The sequence below is a fragment of the Geodermatophilus sp. SYSU D00663 genome (assembly GCF_054050655.1).
On the sequence record NZ_JBJGZT010000003.1, the window covers coordinates 90,309 to 108,925 of the forward strand.

Below are 18,617 nucleotides of genomic sequence, written 5' to 3' on the forward strand. Positions count from 1 at the left end.
TAGTGTCGGCGGTGTGTCCCGCCCCGCTGCACCCGGCCCCCTGAAGCAGGCCCCTCCCCCGCTGCGCGTGGACACCGCCCGCGTCGTCCTCGCCCTGACGGCGCTGTGGGCGCTCGCCCTCGTCGTCCTGCTGCTCCTCGGCGACCGGGTGGACCGCGTGTGGACGTGGACCTGCGTGGCCGGGATCGTGCTGGCCGGGGTGGGCCTCGCGGTCATGCGCCGGCAGGGCCAGCTGGGACCCCGCCGCTGAGGGGCGGGGCCGCTAGTCGGTGAGGACGTCGAACTCCGCGGTGTCGTAGCGGGCCGACGTCACGACCTCGGCCGGCTCCCCGGCGGCCAGGGTGGCCTGGCTGTGCGCGCCGCAGCCGTAGTCGACGGCGACCACCCGGCCGTCGGCGGGCGCGTACTCGTTGCCGCACGCGCCGAGCAGGTTCCGCAGCGACCCGGCCAGCGGGAGGAAGAAGCCGCAGGTGCCGCACGGGCCCGGGGCCTGGCGGGCCATCGGCGCGCGCGGGCCGAAGTCCCCGGCCAGCCAGCGGGCGGCCGCGGCGCTGCGCCCCTCGCGGGACATGACCCGCTCCCGGCCCAGGCCGAGCTCGCCGGCCAGCGCCTGCGCCTCGGGGTCGGCCGCGGCGTCGTCCTCGGTCGTGTAGGAGGGCACCAGCCGCGGGTCGTCCTCGGTGGCCGGCAGGACGTCGCCCACCGACAGGTCACCCGGGCGCAGCCGCTCGTGCCAGGGCACCCAGGCCGGCGCCAGCAGCGCGGCGTCGCCGGGCAGGAGCACGACCTCGTCGACGGTGGCGCCGTCGTCCCCCGGGACGTGCGCGAGGGTGACCGCCCAGTGCCAGCCGACGTAGCCGGGCAGCCGGCTGGCGAACGAGTGGGTGACCACCTCGCCGAGGACGGCGGCCGGGGCGTCCCCGGGCCGCTCCGGGGTGGCGCCCAGGTGCTCGCCGACCACCGCGGGGTCGCCGGCGGTCTCCTCGGCCGCGGCGCGGGCGAGGTCGACCGCGCCGGTCAGCACGTCGCTGGGGGCGGGATCGGGGGTCACGGGCCCATGTTCCCAGACGGCGGTGCCCACGACGCGCACGCGGGGACCCCCGTGATCACGCCCACCCCGGACTGCCGGGCGGGTGCGGCACCATGGGGGCGTGCCGTCGTCGCGTCCGCCCGGGTCCCGCCGCGGCCCGCTGCGCCGGTCGCGGCCGGAGCCGGTCCCGCCCGACCGCCGGGACACCACCCCGCTGGACCTGCCCCGCCCGGGAACCCAGCCGCAGACCGCGGCGCCCCCGCCGGGGTACGGCCCGCCCCCGTACGGCCCGCCGACCGCCCCGGCGCCCGGGTACGGCCCCCCGCCGCAGGCGCTGCCGCCCGGCTACGCCCCCCCGCCGGTCCCGCCGCCGGCCGCCGCGGTGCCGCCCCCGGCCGAGCCGCCGACGGCGCCCCGGGCGCAGCCGCGGGTGACCGTCACCCGGGTCGCCGTCGCCCGCACCCGCGAGCTCACCGGCGCGGCCGTCGCCCGGGTGCGCGCCGCCAGCCGCGCCGACGGCGCCGCCGAGAGCGGCCTCACCCAGCTGCTGTGGGTCAACGCCCTGCACATGGCCGGGGACGCGATGGTCGCCGTCTCGCTGGCCGGCACCCTGTTCTTCGCCGCGGCCGCCGACGCGCAGCGCGGCAACATCGCGCTGTACCTGCTGGTCACGATGGCGCCGTTCGCGGTGGTCGCCCCGGTCATCGGCCCGCTGCTGGACCGGCTGCAGCGCGGCCGGCGCTGGGCGCTCGGCGCCGCCTCGCTGGGGCGCGCGGCGCTGGCGCTGGTGATGGCCGCGCACCAGACCGACTGGCTGCTCTACCCCGCGGCGCTCGGCGTGCTGGTGCTGTCCAAGGCGCACAACGTGCTGCGCGCCGCCGTCGTCCCGCGGGTGCTGCCCGGCGCCATGTCGCTCACCTCGGCCAACGCCCGTCTCTCGGTGTTCGGCCTGGTCACCGCCGGGGTCTTCGGCGGCATCGGGGCGGGCCTGGCCTGGGCGTCCGGCTTCGAGCCGCTGCTGTGGGCGACCGCCGCGGTGTTCGCCGTCACCGGCGTGCTCGCCGTCCGGCTGCCCCGCCACGTCGACGTCCCCGCCGGCGAGCAGCCCGCCGACGTCCTCAGCACCGGGCCCGTGCCCGTCGCCGGCCGCCGGCGCCGGCCGGTGAACCCGCACGTGGTGCTCGCGCTGCGCGCCAACGCGGCGCTGCGCGGGCTCGGCGGCTTCCTGACGATCTTCTCCGCGTTCCTCGTGCAGGCCACGGTCGACGGCGGGTGGGAGGCCAGCCTCGCGCTGGGCGCCATCGCCGGCGCGGCCGGGGCGGGCAGCGTGCTCGGCACCGGCATCGGGTCCCGGCTGCACCACGCCGACCCCGACCGGGTGGTCGTGTGGTCCGCCGGGGTCGCCGCCGCGGTCACCGTGCTCGCCGCGGTGTTCTTCGGGCTGGCCACCGCGGCCGCCGTCGCCGGCGTCGCGGCGGTCGCCAACGCCCTGGGCAAGGTCGCCCTCGACGCGATCATCCAGCGCGAGGTGCCCGAGAGCCTGCGCGCCTCGGCGTTCGCCCGCTCCGAGACCGTCCTGCAGCTGGCCTGGGTCTCCGGCGGCGCGCTCGGCATCGCGCTGCCGCCGATCGGCTGGCTCGGCTTCACCGTCGCCGCCGCGCTGCTCGTGCTCGCCGTCGGGCTGGTGCTGTGGACGCCGCGCCGCCGCCGGTGGGCGCCGGTCGACCCCAGCGCCCCCACCGTCCCGGGCGCCGTCCCCGCCGCGCCCGACGCCCCGACCGTGCCGGAGGCACCCCGCCCGTGAGGACACCCACCCGCGCCGCCGCGGTCCTGCTGGCCGGCGCGCTCCCCGTCGTGCTGGCCGGCTGCGGCGGCGCGGCCTCGTCGGACACCCCGCCGGAGATCACGGTCACCGCCGGGCCGCAGGAGGTCACCGCCCGGCCCACGCAGTACTGCGGGGAGGGCGAGGGGCAGCGCTACGACGTCACGCCGCCGCTGGTCGAGGTCTCCCCCGACACCCCGATCGAGCTGACCGTGCCCGACGACGTCGCGGCGAACGGGTGGAGCGTGCAGGTGTTCGACGAGCGCCTCGAGGAGCGGCTCGGCGAGGTCGACGTCGACCCGGGCACGACGACGTTCGACGGCATCAACAGCTCCGACGTCGTCCCGCCGGCGTACTACCTCGTCGTCGTCGAGGACCGGCACGACGACTGCCTGCTCACCGGCTCGTGGCCGGTCGGCTTCCTGCGCGCCGGCGGCGAGGTGGGCACCACGCCCACCCCTACGCCGGCCGGCTGAGCCTCAGGCCTCGAGGTCCCCGGCGACCGCCCGCAGCACCGCCGCGACCTTGCGCGACTCGGCGCGGTCGGGGTGCCGGCCGCGGCGCAGGGAGTTCGAGACGTCGTCGAGCAGCTTGATGAGGTCCTCGATGATGGGGACCAGCTCGTCGGGCTTCTTCCGCCGGGCCTCGGCCACCTTGGCCGCCACCGAGGGCAGCGGGTCGAGCACCCGCACCTGCAGCGCCTGGTCGCCCCGGCGGCCGGCGACGATGCCGAACTCCACCCGCTGGCCCGGCTTGAGCTCGGCGGTGCCCGTCGGCAGGGCGTCCTTGTGCACGAAGACGTCGGGCCCGTCCTCGCGCGAGAGGAAGCCGAAGCCCTTCTCGGGGTTGAACCACTTGACTCTGCCGGTGGGCACGTTGATCCCTCGGGTCGCTTCTGCTCGCGGGTGTCCCGGCACGGGGCCGGCGGACGGCGGCGCGGGCGCACCGCTCGCTGCCAGGTTAGCCGTCCCGCGCACCTAGATTGGCCGGGTGCCGCCCGCGTCCGAGTCCGCCGCGCACCCGGGCCCCCCGCACCCGGACTACCGGTTCACCCTCGCCAACGAGCGCACCCTGCTGGCCTGGCTGCGCACCGGGTTGGCGCTGGTCGCCGGCGGTGTGGCGGTGGCGGCGTACGTGCCCCGGCTCGGGGCCTCCTGGGGCGGCGGCGCGGTCGGGCTGGCCCTCGTGGCGACCGGCCTCGGCACCGCGCTGGCCGGCTACGGGCGGTGGCGGCGCAACGAGCGGGCGATCGCCACCGACGCCCCGCTGCGCGCCGGCCCCGAGGTCCCGGCGCTGGTCGCGCTGGTCACCGCGGTGGTGCTGCTGGTGGCGGTGCTGCTGGTCGTCGAGGTCGCCTGATGACCGCCCGCGAGACCCAGCCGCAGCGCACCGTCCTCTCCTGGCAGCGCACCGGGCTCGGCCTGCTCGGCGTCGCCGCGGTGCTCGGCGCCCACGCCGTGCTCGACGAGCGGGTGCTGCCCCTGGTCCTCGCGGCCGCGGTGGCGGTGACCGGCCTCGGCGTCCTCGGCGTCCTCGCGCGGCGGCGGGCCCGAGCGCTCGCCCGGACCCCGGCGGCGGCGCCGGCCGCGGCCGCGCTGGTCACCGCCGCCGTCGCCGGGACGGCGCTGGCCGCCGCCGCGACCCTGCTCAGCCGCTGACCGCCTCGGGGTCGACGACGCCGAGCCGGCCGAGCAGGTCGAGGAACACGACGGCGAAGTCGTTGCCCGCGACGTCGCGCCGGACCGACTGCCAGTCGACCTGCTCGCGCAGCGCCCGGGCCACCGGCAGCAGCCGGGAGAAGTCGCAGTAGTGCTCGTCGAGCGCCATGAGCTTGGTGGTGAGGATGTCGGTGGCCGCGAGCACCGGCATGTGCACCGACAGCACGGGGAGGTCCTCGGCGCGGTCGATGAGGTCGGTCTCCACCGGCACGCCGCAGGTGCGCCAGAGCACGTCGACGAACGAGTTGCCCTGCACGACCTTGGTCAGCCAGTCCTCGGCCGGGTCCTCGACCTGCAGGCCGGCGTCGGCGAGCACCTTGGCCGCCCGCTCGGACTCCCCGGCCGGGACGAGGAAGTCGGCGTCGTGGTCGGGCTCGGGGGCGCCGCGCACCCACGCCGCGTAGCCGCCGCAGAGGGCGAAGGGCACCCCGCCCTCCTTGAGGGCCACGGCGGTGCGCTTGAGGAGGTCACGGATCTCGTCGCGGTCGGAGGGCAGCACGGGGTGCGTCTACCCGGCGTCCGGCCGGTCACGCACGGTTGAGTCCCGCCCGCGGGGGCACGGGAGTCCCGTGCGCATCGCGACCTTCAACATCCTGCACGGGCGCTCGCCCGAGGACGACCGGGTCGACGTCGACCGGCTCGCCGCGGCGGTGAAGACGCTGGACGCCGACGTCCTGGCGCTGCAGGAGGTCGACCGCGACCAGCCCCGCTCGATGAACGCCGACCTCACCGCGGTGGCCGCCGAGGCGATGGGCGCGGTCGACCACCAGTTCGTGGCCGCGCTGTCGGGGACGCCCGGCGGCACGTGGATGGCGGCCACCGGCGACGAGCAGCCCGGCGCGGCCAGCTACGGCGTCGCGCTGCTGTCGCGGTACCCGGTGGTGTCCTGGCGGGTGGTCCGGCTGCCGACGCTGCGCGGGCGGGTGCCGGTGTGGTTCCGCGGCACGCGGGCGCCGCAGCTGGTGAGCGAGGAGCCGCGGGTCGCCGTCGCCGCCGTCATCGACGGGCCGACCGGGCAGTTCACCGTCACCTGCACGCACCTGTCGTTCGTGCCGTACTGGAACACCGTGCAGCTGCGCCGGCTGGTGCGGTCGCTGCGGGGGACGCGCGAGCCGCTCGTGGTCCTCGGCGACCTCAACATGGAGCCGCCCAAGGCCGCCCGGGTGAGCGGGCTGCGGCCGCTGGCCGCGGGCCTGACCTTCCCCGCTGACGTCCCGGTCCGGCAGCTGGACCACGTGCTGGCCCGCGGGTCGGTGTCCGTCACCGGCCAGGCCGAGGTGGTGCGGCTGCCGCTGTCGGACCACCGCGCGCTGGTGGTGCCGTGCGCGGTCGGGTGAGGCGGTTGGCGTCGTGACAGCGACGGGTGTCACGATCAGCGCATGGCTGCGTCCCGCGTCGGCACCCGCGCCTTCACCCTGGTCGCCTCGGCGGTGCGACTGATCGCCTCGCTGGTGGCGGTGGTGATCGTGGTCCACGCGGTGTTCACCTTCTTCGAGGCGAACCCGGCGAACGCGCTGGTGTCGGCCGCGGCGGACGTGCGCCGCGACCTCGGCTGGTTCACCGTCGACCTGTTCCGGCCGTCGGACCCGCGCGTCGGCGAGACGGTCAACGCCGCGATCGCGGCGCTGGTCTGGGTCGTCGTCGGCAACCTGGTGTCCAGGCTGCTGGTGAAGCTGGCTCCCTAGGCGTCCCGGCCCTCAGGCGTTCCTGACGGCGGCCGCGGCCTCCAGGCCCAGCTCCCTCACCGACACCTCGCGCATCTCGACCTTGCGGACCTTGCCGGTCACCGTCATCGGGAAGCCCTCGACGACCTTGACGTAGCGGGGCACCTTGTAGTGCGCCAGCTTCCCGGCGCAGAACTCCCGCAGCGCCTCCGGCGTGAGCGGCTCGGCGCCCTCGCGCAGCCGGACCCAGGCCATGAGCTCCTCGCCGTACCGCTCGTCGGGGACGCCGATCACCTGCGCGTCGACGACGTCGGGGTGGGTGTAGAGGAACTCCTCGACCTCGCGCGGGTACACGTTCTCCCCGCCGCGGATGACCATGTCCTTGATCCGGCCGACGATGTTGAGGTAGCCGGCCTCGTCCATGACGGCGAGGTCGCCGGTGTGCATCCAGCGGGCGGCGTCGACGACCTCGGCGGTCTTCTCCGGCTCGTCCCAGTAGCCGAGCATCACCGAGTAGCCGCGGGTGCAGAACTCCCCCGGCGTCCCGCGCGGCACGGTGATGCCGGTCTCGGGGTGGACGACCTTGACCTCCAGGTGCGGGTGCACCCGGCCGACGGTCGAGGTGCGGCGGTCGAGGTCGTCGTCGGCGCCGGTCTGGGTGGAGACCGGCGAGGTCTCGGTCATGCCGTAGCAGATGGTCACCTCGGTCATGCCCATCTCGGTGACCACCCGCTTCATCACCTCGACCGGGCAGGGCGAGCCGGCCATGATCCCGGTGCGCAGGCTGGAGAGGTCGTAGGTGCCGAAGTCCGGCAGCGCCAGCTCGGCGATGAACATCGTCGGGACGCCGTACAGCGACGTGCACCGCTCGTCCTGCACCGCCCGCAGCGTGGCCGCCGGGTCGAAGGCGGGCGCGGGGATGACCATCGTGGCGCCGTGGCTGGTGGCCCCGAGGTTGCCCATCCCCATGCCGAAGCAGTGGTAGTAGGGCACCGGGATGCAGATCCGGTCGGCCTCGGTGTAGCCGCAGCCCTCGCCCACGAAGAACCCGTTGTTGAGCAGGTTGTGGTGGGACAGCGTGGCGCCCTTGGGGAAGCCGGTGGTGCCCGACGTGTACTGGATGTTGATCGGGTCGTCGGGCGAGAGCTCGGCGGCGCGCTCGGCGAGCAGCCCTCGGTCGGCGGCCCGGCCGGTGTCCAGCAGCCGCTCCCACTCCGGGTCGCCGAGGAAGACGACCTCGCGCAGGTCGGGGCAGTCGTCGCGGACCTCGGCCACCATCGCCCGGTAGTCGCTGGTCTTGAACTCCGGCGCGGCGACCAGCACGGAGATGCCGGCCTGGCGCAGCACGTAGGCCAGCTCGTGCGTGCGGTAGGCCGGGTTGATGTTGACCAGGATCGCGCCGAGCTTGGCGGTGCCGTACTGGACGAACACCCACTCGGCGCAGTTGGGCGCCCAGATGCCGACCCGGTCGCCCTTCCGCACGCCGAGGGCGTCGAGGCCGAGGGCGCAGGCGTCGACGTCGGCGACCAGCTGCGGGTACGTCCAGCGGCGACCGGTGGCGCACTCGACGAGCGCCTCGTGGTCGCCCACCCGCGCTGCCGTCCGGTCGAGGTCCGCACCGATGGTGTCCCCGAGCAGGGGGACGGTCGAGGTGCCGCTGGCGTAGGACGGCAGCGCGGGGGTGGTCACGGCCGCCGGTTCTCGGGCAGCTGCACCCCGGCCCGGTTGGGCTTGTCCGTGGGGTGGGCGTAGCGGATGCGGTCCGGCGGCAGCGGGAAGCTGTGGTCCTCGCCGAACGGGGACAGCGGGCCGGCCATCTCACCGAGGAACTCGGTCACCGGCGGGCCGGCGTTCTCCGACTGGCCCCAGGTCGGCTCCACCAGGTGGGCGTGCTTCTCGTTGCGCTTGGCCATCTCGCCTCCGTGTCCGGTGCGCTCCCCCGGGGGACGCACGTGCGGCGTCATTCTCGCGTGCCCCGGGTCCTACCCGCAGCAGCCCCGCCCACGTCACCCCCGTTCGCGGGGAGCGCGGCGGGCGGACCGGGCGGACCGGGCGCCGTAGAGGGTGGGCAGCCCCTCGGCGGTGAGCACCCACTCCCCCGGGCCGACCGGCGCGAGCCGCACCTCGCCACCGTCGAGCCCCTGCACCTGGCGGGTGCGCCAGACCGAGGTGCTCACCAGCGTGAGCCGCACCGGCTCCTGGGTGGGGTCCCACTCGTCGTAGCCCTCGGGCTCGAAGGCGACGATCGCCGGCCCGGCGATGCGCAGCAGCCCGCGCTGCCAGGGGACGGCGGCCAGCGCCCGCCGCCAGCGCAGGGCGCGGGCCAGCGCGCCGAGGCCCGCGCCGACGGCGACCAGCCCGACGACCACCAGCCCGACGACGACCGTGCCGGCCAGCGGCAGCGGGCGGCCGCGGTCCTCGGCGACGGCGACGGCGACGGCGCCGAGCAGCACGGCCAGGACGACGGCGATCAGCCCGCCCGCCAGCCAGCGCAGGGCGCCGGCCCGGTAGCCCTCGAGGGCGCTCCGGGTGTGCGGGTCGTCGGCGGCCGGCTGCACGGCGTCCATGCTGGCAGGACCGGCCGTCCGGGCGGCACGGGCGGGCGCGGACGTAACGTGGTCCGGATGCCTGCCGACCGCCCCGCCACGCTGGCCGCGTGGCTGCGCACCCGCAGCGACGCCCAGCTCGGGGCGCTGCTGGCCGCGCGGCCCGACGTGGCCCGGCCCGCGCCCTCCGACGTCGTCGCGCTGGCCAGCCGGCTGGCGGTGCCCGTGTCGGTGGACCGCGCCCTCGACGACCTCGACGCCGCCACCCTGCAGGTGCTCGACGTCGTGCTGCTCGCCCCCACCGACGGCGTGGAGGCCGCCGACGTCGTCGCGGCGCTGCCCGGGCTGCCCGAGGACGTCGTCGACGCGGCGGTCGAGCGGCTGACCACCCGGGCGCTGCTGTGGGGCGACGAGGTCCTGCACGCCCCCGACCAGGTGCGCCGCGCCGTCCGGTACCCCGCGGGCCTCGGCCGCCGGGCCGTCGAGCTCCGGGTGACCCTGCCCGCCGACCTGGCCGCCGCCGTCGGCGCGCTGGCCCCCGCCGAGCGCGAGGTGCTCGAGCGGCTGGCCGGCGACCGCCCGGTCGGGCACCTGCCCGAGACCGGCGGCGGCGCGGCCTCCCCCGCCCGGCGGCTGCTGCAGGCCGGGCTGCTGGCCCGCATCGACGCGCTCAACGTCGAGCTGCCGCGCGAGATCGGGCTCCTGCTGCGCGGGGACCTCCCCTACGGCCCGCCGCGGCTGCGCCCGGAGCCGGCCGCCGTGGAGCGGGACCCGGCCGCGGTCGACCGGCAGGCCGCCGGCGCGGCGCTGGAGGCGGTCGGGCGGGTCGGCGAGCTGCTGGCGGTGCTCGAGGAGGAGCCGGCCGGGCTGCTGCGCAGCGGCGGGGTCGCCGTCCGGGACCGCAAGCGGCTGGCCAAGGCGCTGTCGGTGTCCGAGACCGACGCCGGGTGGCTGCTGGAGCTGGCCTTCGCCGCGGGGCTGCTCGACGTCGGCGGGCCGCACCGCGACGAGTGGCTGCCCACCCGCGGCTACGACCTGTGGCGCGAGCAGCCGCTGCCCGACCGGTGGGCGACGCTGGTCGCGGGCTGGCTGGACAGCACCCGGCTGCCCTCGCTGGTGGGGTCGCGGGACGTGGCGGGCAAGGCGGTCAACGCGCTGTCGCCGGACCTGGTCCGGCACACCGCCCCGGCGATCCGCCGCTCGGCGCTGGCCGCGCTGCTGGACGTCCCGCCCGGCCGCGGGCTGGCACCCGACGACCTCGTCGCGCTGCTGCGCTGGCGGACCCCGCGGCGCGCCGACCGGCTCGCGCCGGTGCCGGACATGCTCGCGGAGGCCGCGCGGCTCGGCGTCCTGGTGGGCGGCGTGCTGTCCACCGGCGGGCGCGGCCTGCTGACCCGCGGCGAGGAGGGCGCGGCCGACGGGGTGCAGGGGCTGCTGCCCGAGCCGGTCGACCACGTCCTCGCCCAGCCCGACCTCACCCTCGTCGCCCCCGGCCCGCTGGTGTCCGACCTCGCCGACACCCTCGCCGTCGTCGCCGACGTCGAGTCCTCCGGCGGGGCGACGGTGTTCCGGGTGTCGGAGTCCTCGGTGCGCCGGGCGCTGGACGCCGGGTGGTCGGCCACCGACCTGCACGAGTTCTTCGCCCGCGCCTCGCGGACGCCGGTGCCGCAGGCGCTGCGGTACCTGGTCGACGACGTCGCCCGCCAGCACGGCCGGCTGCGGGTCGGCGCGATCGAGTGCTACGTCCGCTCCGACGACCACGGGCTGCTGTCCCAGGTGCTCGGCGACCGGCGGACGGCGGCCGCCGAGCTGCGCCGGCTGGCCCCGGGCGTGCTGGTCAGCGGGCTGGGCGCCGACGAGGTGCTCACCGTGCTGCGGCAGGCCGGGTACGCACCGGCCGGGGAGTCGCCGGGCGGCGCCGTCCTGACCCGCCCGCCGGCCCGGCCCCGCGCCGCCGGCCGCCGTCCCGGGCCGCCGCCGTCGGCCGCCGGGCGCCCGCTGACGCCGGCCGAGGCGGAGGCGACCGTCCGCGAGATCCGGGCCGGCGACGCCGCGCTCGCCGCCCGCCCCACCGCCCCGGTCCGGCAGGTCCCCGGGGTGACCACCGCGGGCACGCTGGAGCTGCTGGCCCGCGCCGTCCGGGACGGCTCCCCGGTGTGGCTGGGCTACGTCGACGCCCAGGGCAGCGGCAGCCAGCGCGTGGTGCAGCCGGTGTCACTGGCCGGTGGTTTCCTCCAGGGGTGGGACGAGCGCCGGCAGGAGAACCGCACCTTCGCGGTGCACCGGATCACCTCCGTCGCGCTGGTCGACGAGGAAGCCCCGGCCGCCGGCAACGGTTGACCTGACAGACGCCCACCCGCCGAGGAGAGGCACCCACCCCCGTGAACGACGGACCCCTCATCGTCCAGTCGGACAAGACGCTGCTGCTCGAGGTCGACCACCCGGCGGCCCGCGAGTGCCGCGCGGCCATCGCCCCGTTCGCCGAGCTCGAGCGCTCGCCCGAGCACGTGCACACCTACCGGGTCACCCCGCTGGCGCTGTGGAACGCGCGCGCCGCCGGGCACGACGCCGAGCAGGTCGTCGACGCGCTGGTGCGCTACTCGCGCTACCCGGTGCCGCACGCGCTGCTGGTCGACGTCGCCGACACGATGGACCGCTTCGGCCGGCTGACGCTGGTCAACAACCCGGTGCACGGGCTGGTGCTCACCACCACCGACCGCGCCGTCCTCGAGGAGGTCGTCCGCTCCAAGCGGGTGGCGCCGATGCTCGGGGCGCGGATCGACCCCGACACCGTCGTGGTGCACCCCTCCGAGCGCGGGCGGCTCAAGCAGGCGCTGCTCAAGGTGGGCTGGCCGGCCGAGGACCTCGCCGGCTACGTCGACGGGCAGGCGCACCCGATCGAGCTGGCGCAGGACGGCTGGCACCTGCGCGACTACCAGCAGGAGGCCGTCGACGGGTTCTGGGCCGGCGGCTCGGGCGTCGTCGTCCTCCCCTGCGGCGCCGGCAAGACGCTGGTCGGCGCCGCGGCGATGGCGCAGGCCCGGGCGACCACGCTGATCCTGGTGACCAACACCGTCTCCGGGCGGCAGTGGAAGCGCGAGCTGCTGGCCCGCACCACGCTGACCGAGGACGAGATCGGCGAGTACTCGGGCGAGCGCAAGGAGATCCGCCCGGTCACCATCGCGACCTACCAGGTGATGACCACCCGCCGGAAGGGCGAGTACCGGCACCTGGACCTGTTCGACGCCCAGGACTGGGGCCTCATCGTCTATGACGAGGTGCACCTGCTGCCGGCGCCGATCTTCCGGCTCACCGCCGACCTGCAGTCCCGCCGGCGGCTGGGCCTGACCGCGACGCTGGTGCGCGAGGACGGGCGGGAGGACGACGTCTTCTCGCTGATCGGGCCCAAGCGCTACGACGCGCCGTGGAAGGACATCGAGTCGCAGGGCTACATCGCCCCGGCCGAGTGCATCGAGGTGCGGGTCGGTCTCGACGACGAGGAGCGGATGACCTACGCGGTCGCCGAGCCCGAGGAGCGGTACCGGATCGCGGCGACGGCGTCGTCGAAGCTGCCCGTGATCCGGCGGGTGCTCGAGCGGCACCCCGGCGAGCAGAAGCTGGTCATCGGCGCCTACCTCGACCAGCTCGAGGAGCTCGGGCGGGCGCTGGACGCCCCGGTGATCCAGGGGTCGACCACCAACCGCGAGCGGGAGAAGCTCTTCGACGCGTTCCGCGCCGGGGAGGTCACGACGCTGGTCGTGTCGAAGGTCGCCAACTTCTCCATCGACCTGCCCGAGGCCGCGGTCGCCGTCCAGGTGTCGGGGACCTTCGGGTCGCGGCAGGAGGAGGCCCAGCGGCTGGGCCGGGTGCTCCGGCCGAAGGCCGACGGCCGGCAGGCGCACTTCTACACGGTGGTCAGCCGCGACACCCTCGACGCCGAGTACGCCGCCCACCGGCAGCGCTTCCTGGCCGAGCAGGGCTACGCGTACACGATCGTCGACGCCGCCGACCTGGCCGGCCCGGGCGAGGTCAACGGCCCCGACTGGGTCGACGAGCCCGCCGACTAGAGCCCTCGCCGCGGCCCCCGGTCCTCGTGACCCGGGGCCGCGGCCGTCTCCGGACCCGGCAGCCGGGCAGGATGCCCGCGTGGCCGGTGAGCGGGACCTCGGGCGGTTGCCGGCCGGAACGGCGCCGCGGCGCGCGCTCGCGGTGCCGCGGGGCCTGACCTCCTGAGGTGGTGGCCGTTCTCACCACCCCGGACCGCCGGGGTGTGCGACGGTGGAGGCGGGTCCGCGGCGGACCCCCGGACGAGCAGCGCCGTACCCGGACAGCGACAAGACGGCGTCCACGGGAGTCGTCGTGTCCTGGTTCGTCCTCGTCCTGTCCGGTGCCCTCGAGGCGGTGTGGGCGACCGCCCTCGGCCGCACGGAGGGCTTCACCCGGCCGGCGCCGACGGTCGTGTTCGTCCTCGGCCTGGTCGGCAGCATGCTCGGCCTCGCCTGGGCGATGCGCACCCTGCCCGTCGGGACGGCGTACGCGGTCTGGGTGGGCATCGGCGCGGCCCTGACCGCCGGCTATGCCATGGCGTCGGGCGAGGAGCCGCTGTCCGCGCTGCGCGTGCTGCTCCTGCTCGGCATCGTCGGCTGCGTGGTCGGGCTCAAGCTCACGCACTGAGCGCCCGGCCTCGACGCGGCGGGCGGGTGGGGCCGGCGGGACGCGCCGGACCGGTCCGTTCCCGGTGTGAGGCCTGCCACGCCGCACCGGTCGGCGCGGACGTAACCCCAGGTCAGGCGCGTGCCGCGGGCCGCGTATACGACGGCCGCGGGCGGGCGCGCGGGAGGTGGCCGGTCGGGCGTGTCCGCCGTGCGCCAGGCAGGATGGTCCGCGAGATGGCGAGTGCAGCACGGGCGGGGGCGGTCGCCCCGCAGACGACCAGCCGACCGCTCCGGGCCTGGCAGCAGGCGGCGCTCGAGCGCTACGAGGAGTCCTCACCGAAGGACTTCCTGGTCACCGCGACCCCGGGCGCCGGCAAGACCACCTTCGCGCTGACCCTGGCCTCGCGGCTGCTGCAGCGGCGCGAGGTGGCCCGGGTGATCGTGGTCTGCCCGACCGACCACCTGCGGATGCAGTGGGCCGACGCCGCCGACCGGATGGGCATCGTCCTCGACCCGGGCCTCACCAACGCCGTCGGCCCGGTGCGCGCCGGCACCCAGGGCTACGTGACGACGTACGCGCAGGTCGCCGGCAAGCCGATGCTGCACGCCGCCCGCGCCACCGCCGTCAAGACGCTGGTGGTCCTCGACGAGGTGCACCACGCCGGCGACGGCCTGTCGTGGGGCGAGGCGATCGAGGAGGCCTACGGCTTCGCCGCCCGCCGGCTGTGCCTGACCGGGACGCCGTTCCGCACCAAGCCCGACGAGCGGATCCCCTTCGTGCGCTACGAGGAGGACGGCTTCGAGGGCGACGCCGGGGAGGCCGGCGCCGGGCTGGTCAGCCGCGCCGACTACACCTACGGCTACAAGGAGGCGCTGGCCGACAACGTCGTCCGCCCGGTCGTCTTCGCCGCCTACACCGGCACCTCGCGCTGGCGGAACTCGGCCGGTGAGGTCGTGGCCGCGTCGCTGTCGGAGGCCGGCACCCGCTCGGTGGAGATGGCCGCCTGGCGCACCGCCCTGGACCCCAAGGGCCAGTGGGTGCCGCACGTCGTCGCCGCGATGGACGACCGGATCACCCAGCTGCGCGAGCACGGCGGCATGCCCGACGCCGCGGGGCTGATCCTCGCCAGCGACCAGGACGACGCCCGCGCCTACGCCCGCATCGTCAAGCGGATCACCGGCAAGGCGCCCGAGCTGATCCTGTCCGACGACCCCAGGGCGTCGAAGAAGATCGAGCGCTTCTCGACCGGGTCCGCGCGGATCGCCGTCTGCGTGCGGATGATCTCCGAGGGCGTCGACGTCCCGCGCGCCGCCGTCCTGGCGTGGATGACCTCCTACCGCACGCCGCTGTTCTTCGCCCAGGCCGTCGGCCGCGTCGTCCGCTCCCGGGCGTCGCACGAGACGGCGACGGTGTTCCTCCCCGCGGTGCGGCCGCTGCTCTCGCTGGCGGCGTCCATGGAGAAGGAACGCAACCACGTCATGCCGCCGCCGAAGGCGAAGGACCCCGAGGCGCTCGACCTCGACCCGCTGCCGCCCAAGGAACGCGAGGCGGTCGGCCTCAAGCAGTGGGAGGCGCTGGAGGCCGAGGCCCGGTTCGCGCACGTGCTGCACGGCGGGACGGCGCACACCGGCGAGGGCTCCGGCGCGGTCGCCGTCGCGCCGGAGGACGAGGAGTTCCTCGGCATCCCCGGCCTGCTCACCGCCGAGCAGACGGCGTCGCTGCTGGCCAAGCGCGACGACGAGCTGCGGCTGCGGATCGCCCAGCGGGTGCACGAGGAGGACACCGGCGAGCTGCCGATCGTCGAGGACCACCCCGACGAGGACGACGCCGGCCGTGGCTGGCGCGACGTCGCCGAGCTGCGGCGGGAGATCAACCGCCTGGTCAGCCGGGTGTCGGCGAAGACGTCGACGCCGCACGCGGTGGTGCACACGCAGCTGCGCCAGCACGTGCCCGGGCCGCCGTCGGCCTCGGCGCCGGTCGAGGTCCTGCGCGCCCGCCGCGAGCGTCTGCGCACGATGCTCTGAGGCGGTGTGCACGTCCGCGGAGGTGCACAGCGGTCCGGCGCCCCGTCCCCGCGATCACGGCGCCCGCGTGGCGACACGCCGACTCCGCCCGGGGTGTCGCCACCGCGGCTCCGTGATCGTCCCGGAGGCCCGGTCAGCCGGTCGGCAGCAGGCCCCTCGCGGCGGCCAGGGCCACGGCCTCGGTGCGGGAGCCGGCGCCGAGCTTGGCCAGGATGTTGCTCACGTGCACGCTGGCGGTCTTCTCGCTGATGTAGAGCTCGCCGCCGATCTGCCGGTTGGTGCGGCCGCGGGCGAGCAGGGCCAGCACCTCGGTCTCGCGCGGGGTGAACACCGCCGCCGTCTCCACCACCCGCCCGGCGCCGGGCAGCTCCAGCCGCGCCCGGCGGGCCAGCGCGGTGACCGCGGCCAGCAGCGGCGCTGCGCCCAGCTCGCGCGCGGCGTCAGCGGCCCGCGTCAGCGGCTCCAGCGCGGCCTCCCGGTCGCCGGCGGCGACCAGCGCCTCGGCCAGCCGCCACCGGCTCCGGGCCTGCTCGTACACGTGCCCGTAGCCGAAGGCCTCGACGGCGGCCGCCCACAGCTCCGGCGCCGGGCGCCCGGCCAGCCGCGCCGCCTCGGCCTCCACCCTCGCGATCCAGGCCGCCGCCTCGACGCCGTGCGGGCCGATCAGGCGGGCGTGCGCCTCCACCGCCGAGCGGGCGATCGCCATCAGCGACTCCCCCGCCGCCGTCCACTCGCGCTCCGCGGCGGCGTCGCCGGTGAGCCGGGCGGTGGCCGCCGCGTCGCCGACCGGCGCCAGCGCGGTCGCGGCGAGCCGGACGACGGCCAGCCGGTCGTCGCCCCACAGCCCGGTCAGCGTCTCCGTGGCCGACCGCGCGGTGGCCACGGCGGTGGCCGGGTCGCCGGCCCACGCGGCCAGGTCGATCTCCGCCCCGGCCGTGGCCAGGAGCAGCAGCACGTGCGCGTCCAGCCGGCCGACCAGGCCGCGCGCCCACGCGATCCGCTCCGCGGCGGCCGGGTCGCCGCGGCCGACCTGCACGAGCAGCCCCGCCGCCCGCACGTGCGCGGCCATCTCGGGCACCCGGGCCAGCCGGTCGGCCAGCGCCAGGCTGCCGTCCCAGTCGCCGACGACGTACCGCGAGACGACGCCGAGGTGACGCAGCTCCGCGGCGTAGAAGGACCACTCGACGCCGAGCTCGGCGGCCCGCGCCAGCGCGGTGTCGCTCCACCGCAGCGTCTCGCCCGAGCAGCCGGCCTCGTAGGCGACGATCGCCAGGTTGAACAGCACCCGCATCTCGACGTCGGGGTCCCCCGACCGGCGGGCACGGGCCAGCGCCTCCTCCAGCCGCGCGGGCAGCTCCTCCCCGCCGCGCGAGCGGGCCAGCGATACCGCGACGTCGGCCCACGCGCCGTCGAGCCCCAGCGCGTCGGCCGCGGCCAGCGCCTCCTCGGCGGCGGCGTCGCCCTCGGCGCGGCGGCCGACGTCGTAGCAGACGCGGGCGTGCGTGGCCGCCGCCCAGGTGCGCACCGGCGACGGCGGGACGGCCGGCACCAGCGCCATCGCCGCCGTGCTCTCCCGCAGCGCGGCGGCCTGGTCCTCGATGCGACCCAGCGCCTGCGCCAGCGTCGAGTGCACCCGCGCGCGCAGCTCCCGGTCGCCGTCCGGGCCGAGCAGGTCCTGCGCCGAGCGCAGCAGCGCCACCGCCCGGTGCAGCTCCCCGCCGCGGCGGGCGGCGGCCGCGGTGTCCAGCAGCAGCTCCGCCTGCGACCGCCCGGCCCGCGCCGCCGCGTCGGGCACCGCCGGCCACAGCGCGAGCACCGCCTCCAGGTGCTGCAGCTGCTCGGCCGGGGCCGCCAGCCGGCGCGCCTCGTCGGCGGCGTCCAGGGAGGCCGACAGGGCGCCGGCCAGGTCGTTGCTCTCCCGCAGGTGGTGCGCCCGCTCGGCCGCGGTGCCCGCCCCCGGGACGCCGGCGAGGTGCGCGGCGACGGCGGCGTGCAGCCGGACCCGTTCGCCGGGCAGCAGGTCGGCCAGCACGGCCTCGCGCACCAGGGCGTGCCGGAAGCGGTAGGCGCCGTCGGGGTCGACGACGAGCAGGTGCGAGTGCACCGCCTCGCCGAGCGCCGCCTCCAGGTCGGCGGGCGCCAGCCCGCCCACCGCCGCGACGAGCTCGTGCCGCACCCGCCGGCCGGCGACCGCGGCCACCCGCAGCACCTGCTGCCCGGCCGGGCTCAGCTGCTCGACCCGGGCCAGCAGCACGTCGGTGAGCAGCAGCGGCAGCGACTCCCCCGCGAGGCCCGCGGCCAGCAGCTCCTCGGCGTAGAAGGCGTTGCCCTCCGCGCGGGCGACGACGTCGTCGACGGTGCGGTCAGGCACGCCCGCGGCCAGCCCGCGCACCAGCTGCTCGACGTCGGCGTCGGGCAGCGGGCCGAGGTCCAGCCGCTCGACACCGGGCAGCCGGACCAGCTCGGCCAGCAGCGGCCGCAGCGGGTGGCGGCGGTGCAGGTCGTCGGAGCGGTAGGAGGCGACGACGGCGACCGGCTCGCCGGTCAGCCGGGCCAGCAGGTAGCGGACCAGGTCGCGGCTGGAGCGGTCGGCCCAGTGCAGGTCCTCGAGCACCACCAGCAGCGGGGTGTCGGCGGCGAGCCCGGACAGCGCGGTGGCCACCGCCTCGAACAGCTGCAGCCGGCCGTCGTCGACCGGCGGCCGGAGTGCGCGGACCGGGCTGCCCAGGTCGGCCGCCTCGGACTCGCGCGCGGCGGCCGACCGCGCGGCGAACAGCGCGGCGGCACCGTCGCCGAGCTCGTCGGCGACGGGACGCAGCAGGTCGACGAAGGGCAGGTAGGGCAGGCCGACCTCGCCGAGGTCGACGCAGTGGCCGGTGAGCACCCGCAGGCCGCGGGCGGCCGCGCGCCCCGTCAGCTCGTCGAGCAGGCGGGACTTGCCGACGCCGGCGTCCCCCGCGACCAGCACGGCCGCGCCGCGGCCGGCGACCGCCCGGTCGACGGCGGACAGGAGGGTGGCCAGCTCAGCCGTCCGCCCCACCAGGGGCCGCTCGTCCCACCGCGCCACGTCGGCGATCGTGGCACGGGCCGCCGACGGGACGGCCGTCGGCGGCCCCCTCCAGGGCACCGCCCCGGGCCTGCGGGGGGGCGGCGAGGG

Annotated in this window: 18 protein-coding genes and 1 riboswitch; of the genes, 11 read left to right on the plus strand and 7 right to left on the minus strand. The window is 77.1% G+C overall.

The genetic code is table 11. The annotated features are described in order from the left end of the window. Positions 1-13 precede the first annotated feature (13 nt). Complete coding sequence (locus ACI79Z_RS03340) at positions 14-250, plus strand: DUF2530 domain-containing protein (RefSeq protein ID WP_387988008.1); 237 nt, start codon at positions 14-16, stop codon at positions 248-250. Between the two features lie 12 nt (positions 251-262). Here the strand turns inward: ACI79Z_RS03340 and ACI79Z_RS03345 are convergent, their stop codons facing one another. Continuing rightward, on the minus strand, positions 263-1,051 hold the full coding sequence (locus tag ACI79Z_RS03345; RefSeq protein ID WP_387988009.1) for a DUF3027 domain-containing protein: 789 nt from the start codon (positions 1,049-1,051) through the stop codon (positions 263-265). A 100-nt stretch (positions 1,052-1,151) separates the two neighbouring features. On the opposite strand from ACI79Z_RS03345, the gene ACI79Z_RS03350 reads away from it, so the two are divergent. Further along, positions 1,152-2,834 carry an MFS transporter gene (locus ACI79Z_RS03350; protein WP_456901689.1) on the plus strand — a complete coding sequence of 561 codons (1,683 nt, stop codon included), beginning with the start codon at positions 1,152-1,154 and terminating at the stop codon, positions 2,832-2,834. Then, positions 2,831-3,328, plus strand: a complete 498-nt coding sequence (locus tag ACI79Z_RS03355; protein ID WP_387988011.1) for a DUF2771 family protein — start codon at positions 2,831-2,833, stop codon at positions 3,326-3,328. Before ACI79Z_RS03350 ends, ACI79Z_RS03355 begins: the two co-directional genes overlap by 4 nt. Before the next feature lie 3 nt (positions 3,329-3,331). Here the strand turns inward: ACI79Z_RS03355 and ACI79Z_RS03360 are convergent, their stop codons facing one another. Beyond that, positions 3,332-3,727, minus strand: a complete 396-nt coding sequence (locus ACI79Z_RS03360; protein ID WP_456901690.1) for a cold-shock protein — start codon at positions 3,725-3,727, stop codon at positions 3,332-3,334. Positions 3,728-3,842: 115 nt separating this feature from the next. Here ACI79Z_RS03360 and ACI79Z_RS03365 point away from each other — a divergent pair, with 115 nt between their 5' ends. Both ACI79Z_RS03365 and ACI79Z_RS03370 read left to right on the plus strand, forming a co-directional pair. After that, positions 3,843-4,211 carry a YidH family protein gene (locus tag ACI79Z_RS03365; protein WP_456901691.1) on the plus strand — a complete coding sequence of 123 codons (369 nt, stop codon included), beginning with the start codon at positions 3,843-3,845 and terminating at the stop codon, positions 4,209-4,211. Next, positions 4,211-4,510, plus strand: coding sequence for a DUF202 domain-containing protein (locus ACI79Z_RS03370; RefSeq protein WP_387988013.1), 300 nt, complete (start codon positions 4,211-4,213; stop codon positions 4,508-4,510). The genes ACI79Z_RS03365 and ACI79Z_RS03370 overlap by 1 nt, the downstream gene beginning before the upstream one ends. Here ACI79Z_RS03370 and ACI79Z_RS03375 read toward each other — a convergent pair. Continuing rightward, complete coding sequence (locus ACI79Z_RS03375) at positions 4,500-5,069, minus strand: nucleotidyltransferase family protein (RefSeq protein ID WP_387988014.1); 570 nt, start codon at positions 5,067-5,069, stop codon at positions 4,500-4,502. The genes ACI79Z_RS03370 and ACI79Z_RS03375 overlap by 11 nt on opposite strands. Before the next feature lie 70 nt (positions 5,070-5,139). Here ACI79Z_RS03375 and ACI79Z_RS03380 point away from each other — a divergent pair, with 70 nt between their 5' ends. After that, positions 5,140-5,907 (plus strand): endonuclease/exonuclease/phosphatase family protein, encoded by a 768-nt coding sequence (locus ACI79Z_RS03380; RefSeq protein ID WP_387988015.1) that lies wholly within the window; start codon positions 5,140-5,142, stop codon positions 5,905-5,907. 42 nt (positions 5,908-5,949) lie between these two features. Further along, entirely contained in the window at positions 5,950-6,255 is a 306-nt protein-coding gene (locus ACI79Z_RS03385) for a hypothetical protein (protein ID WP_387988016.1), read from the plus strand. A gap of 12 nt (positions 6,256-6,267) precedes the next feature. On the opposite strand, the gene ACI79Z_RS03390 is transcribed toward ACI79Z_RS03385, so the two are convergent. The 3 genes from ACI79Z_RS03390 to ACI79Z_RS03400 form a co-directional block, all read right to left on the minus strand. Further along, on the minus strand, positions 6,268-7,923 hold the full coding sequence (locus ACI79Z_RS03390) for an AMP-binding protein (RefSeq protein WP_456901692.1): 1,656 nt from the start codon (positions 7,921-7,923) through the stop codon (positions 6,268-6,270). Continuing rightward, the gene (locus ACI79Z_RS03395; RefSeq protein ID WP_387988018.1) at positions 7,920-8,147 is read right to left on the minus strand and encodes a hypothetical protein; all 228 of its coding nucleotides are present in this window, start codon (positions 8,145-8,147) and stop codon (positions 7,920-7,922) included. The genes ACI79Z_RS03390 and ACI79Z_RS03395 overlap by 4 nt, the downstream gene beginning before the upstream one ends. A gap of 93 nt (positions 8,148-8,240) precedes the next feature. After that, positions 8,241-8,801 carry a hypothetical protein gene (locus ACI79Z_RS03400; protein ID WP_387988019.1) on the minus strand — a complete coding sequence of 187 codons (561 nt, stop codon included), beginning with the start codon at positions 8,799-8,801 and terminating at the stop codon, positions 8,241-8,243. A 57-nt stretch (positions 8,802-8,858) separates the two neighbouring features. Between ACI79Z_RS03400 and ACI79Z_RS03405 the strand changes: the two genes are divergently transcribed. The 4 genes from ACI79Z_RS03405 to ACI79Z_RS03420 all read left to right on the plus strand — a co-directional run bounded on the left by ACI79Z_RS03405 (position 8,859) and on the right by ACI79Z_RS03420 (position 15,460). Further along, positions 8,859-11,120, plus strand: a complete 2,262-nt coding sequence (locus tag ACI79Z_RS03405; protein WP_387988020.1) for a helicase-associated domain-containing protein — start codon at positions 8,859-8,861, stop codon at positions 11,118-11,120. 41 nt (positions 11,121-11,161) lie between these two features. Beyond that, entirely contained in the window at positions 11,162-12,847 is a 1,686-nt protein-coding gene (locus tag ACI79Z_RS03410) for a DNA repair helicase XPB (protein WP_387988021.1), read from the plus strand. A 216-nt stretch (positions 12,848-13,063) separates the two neighbouring features. Next, positions 13,064-13,128: riboswitch (guanidine-III (ykkC-III) riboswitch) on the plus strand. A gap of 11 nt (positions 13,129-13,139) precedes the next feature. Beyond that, positions 13,140-13,454, plus strand: coding sequence for a DMT family transporter (locus ACI79Z_RS03415; RefSeq protein ID WP_387988022.1), 315 nt, complete (start codon positions 13,140-13,142; stop codon positions 13,452-13,454). A gap of 215 nt (positions 13,455-13,669) precedes the next feature. Then, on the plus strand, positions 13,670-15,460 hold the full coding sequence (locus tag ACI79Z_RS03420; RefSeq protein WP_387988023.1) for a DEAD/DEAH box helicase: 1,791 nt from the start codon (positions 13,670-13,672) through the stop codon (positions 15,458-15,460). A 133-nt stretch (positions 15,461-15,593) separates the two neighbouring features. Here ACI79Z_RS03420 and ACI79Z_RS03425 read toward each other — a convergent pair whose 3' ends face one another. Then, positions 15,594-18,527 carry a helix-turn-helix transcriptional regulator gene (locus tag ACI79Z_RS03425; protein WP_387988024.1) on the minus strand — a complete coding sequence of 978 codons (2,934 nt, stop codon included), beginning with the start codon at positions 18,525-18,527 and terminating at the stop codon, positions 15,594-15,596. Between the last annotated feature and the right edge of the window lie 90 nt (positions 18,528-18,617).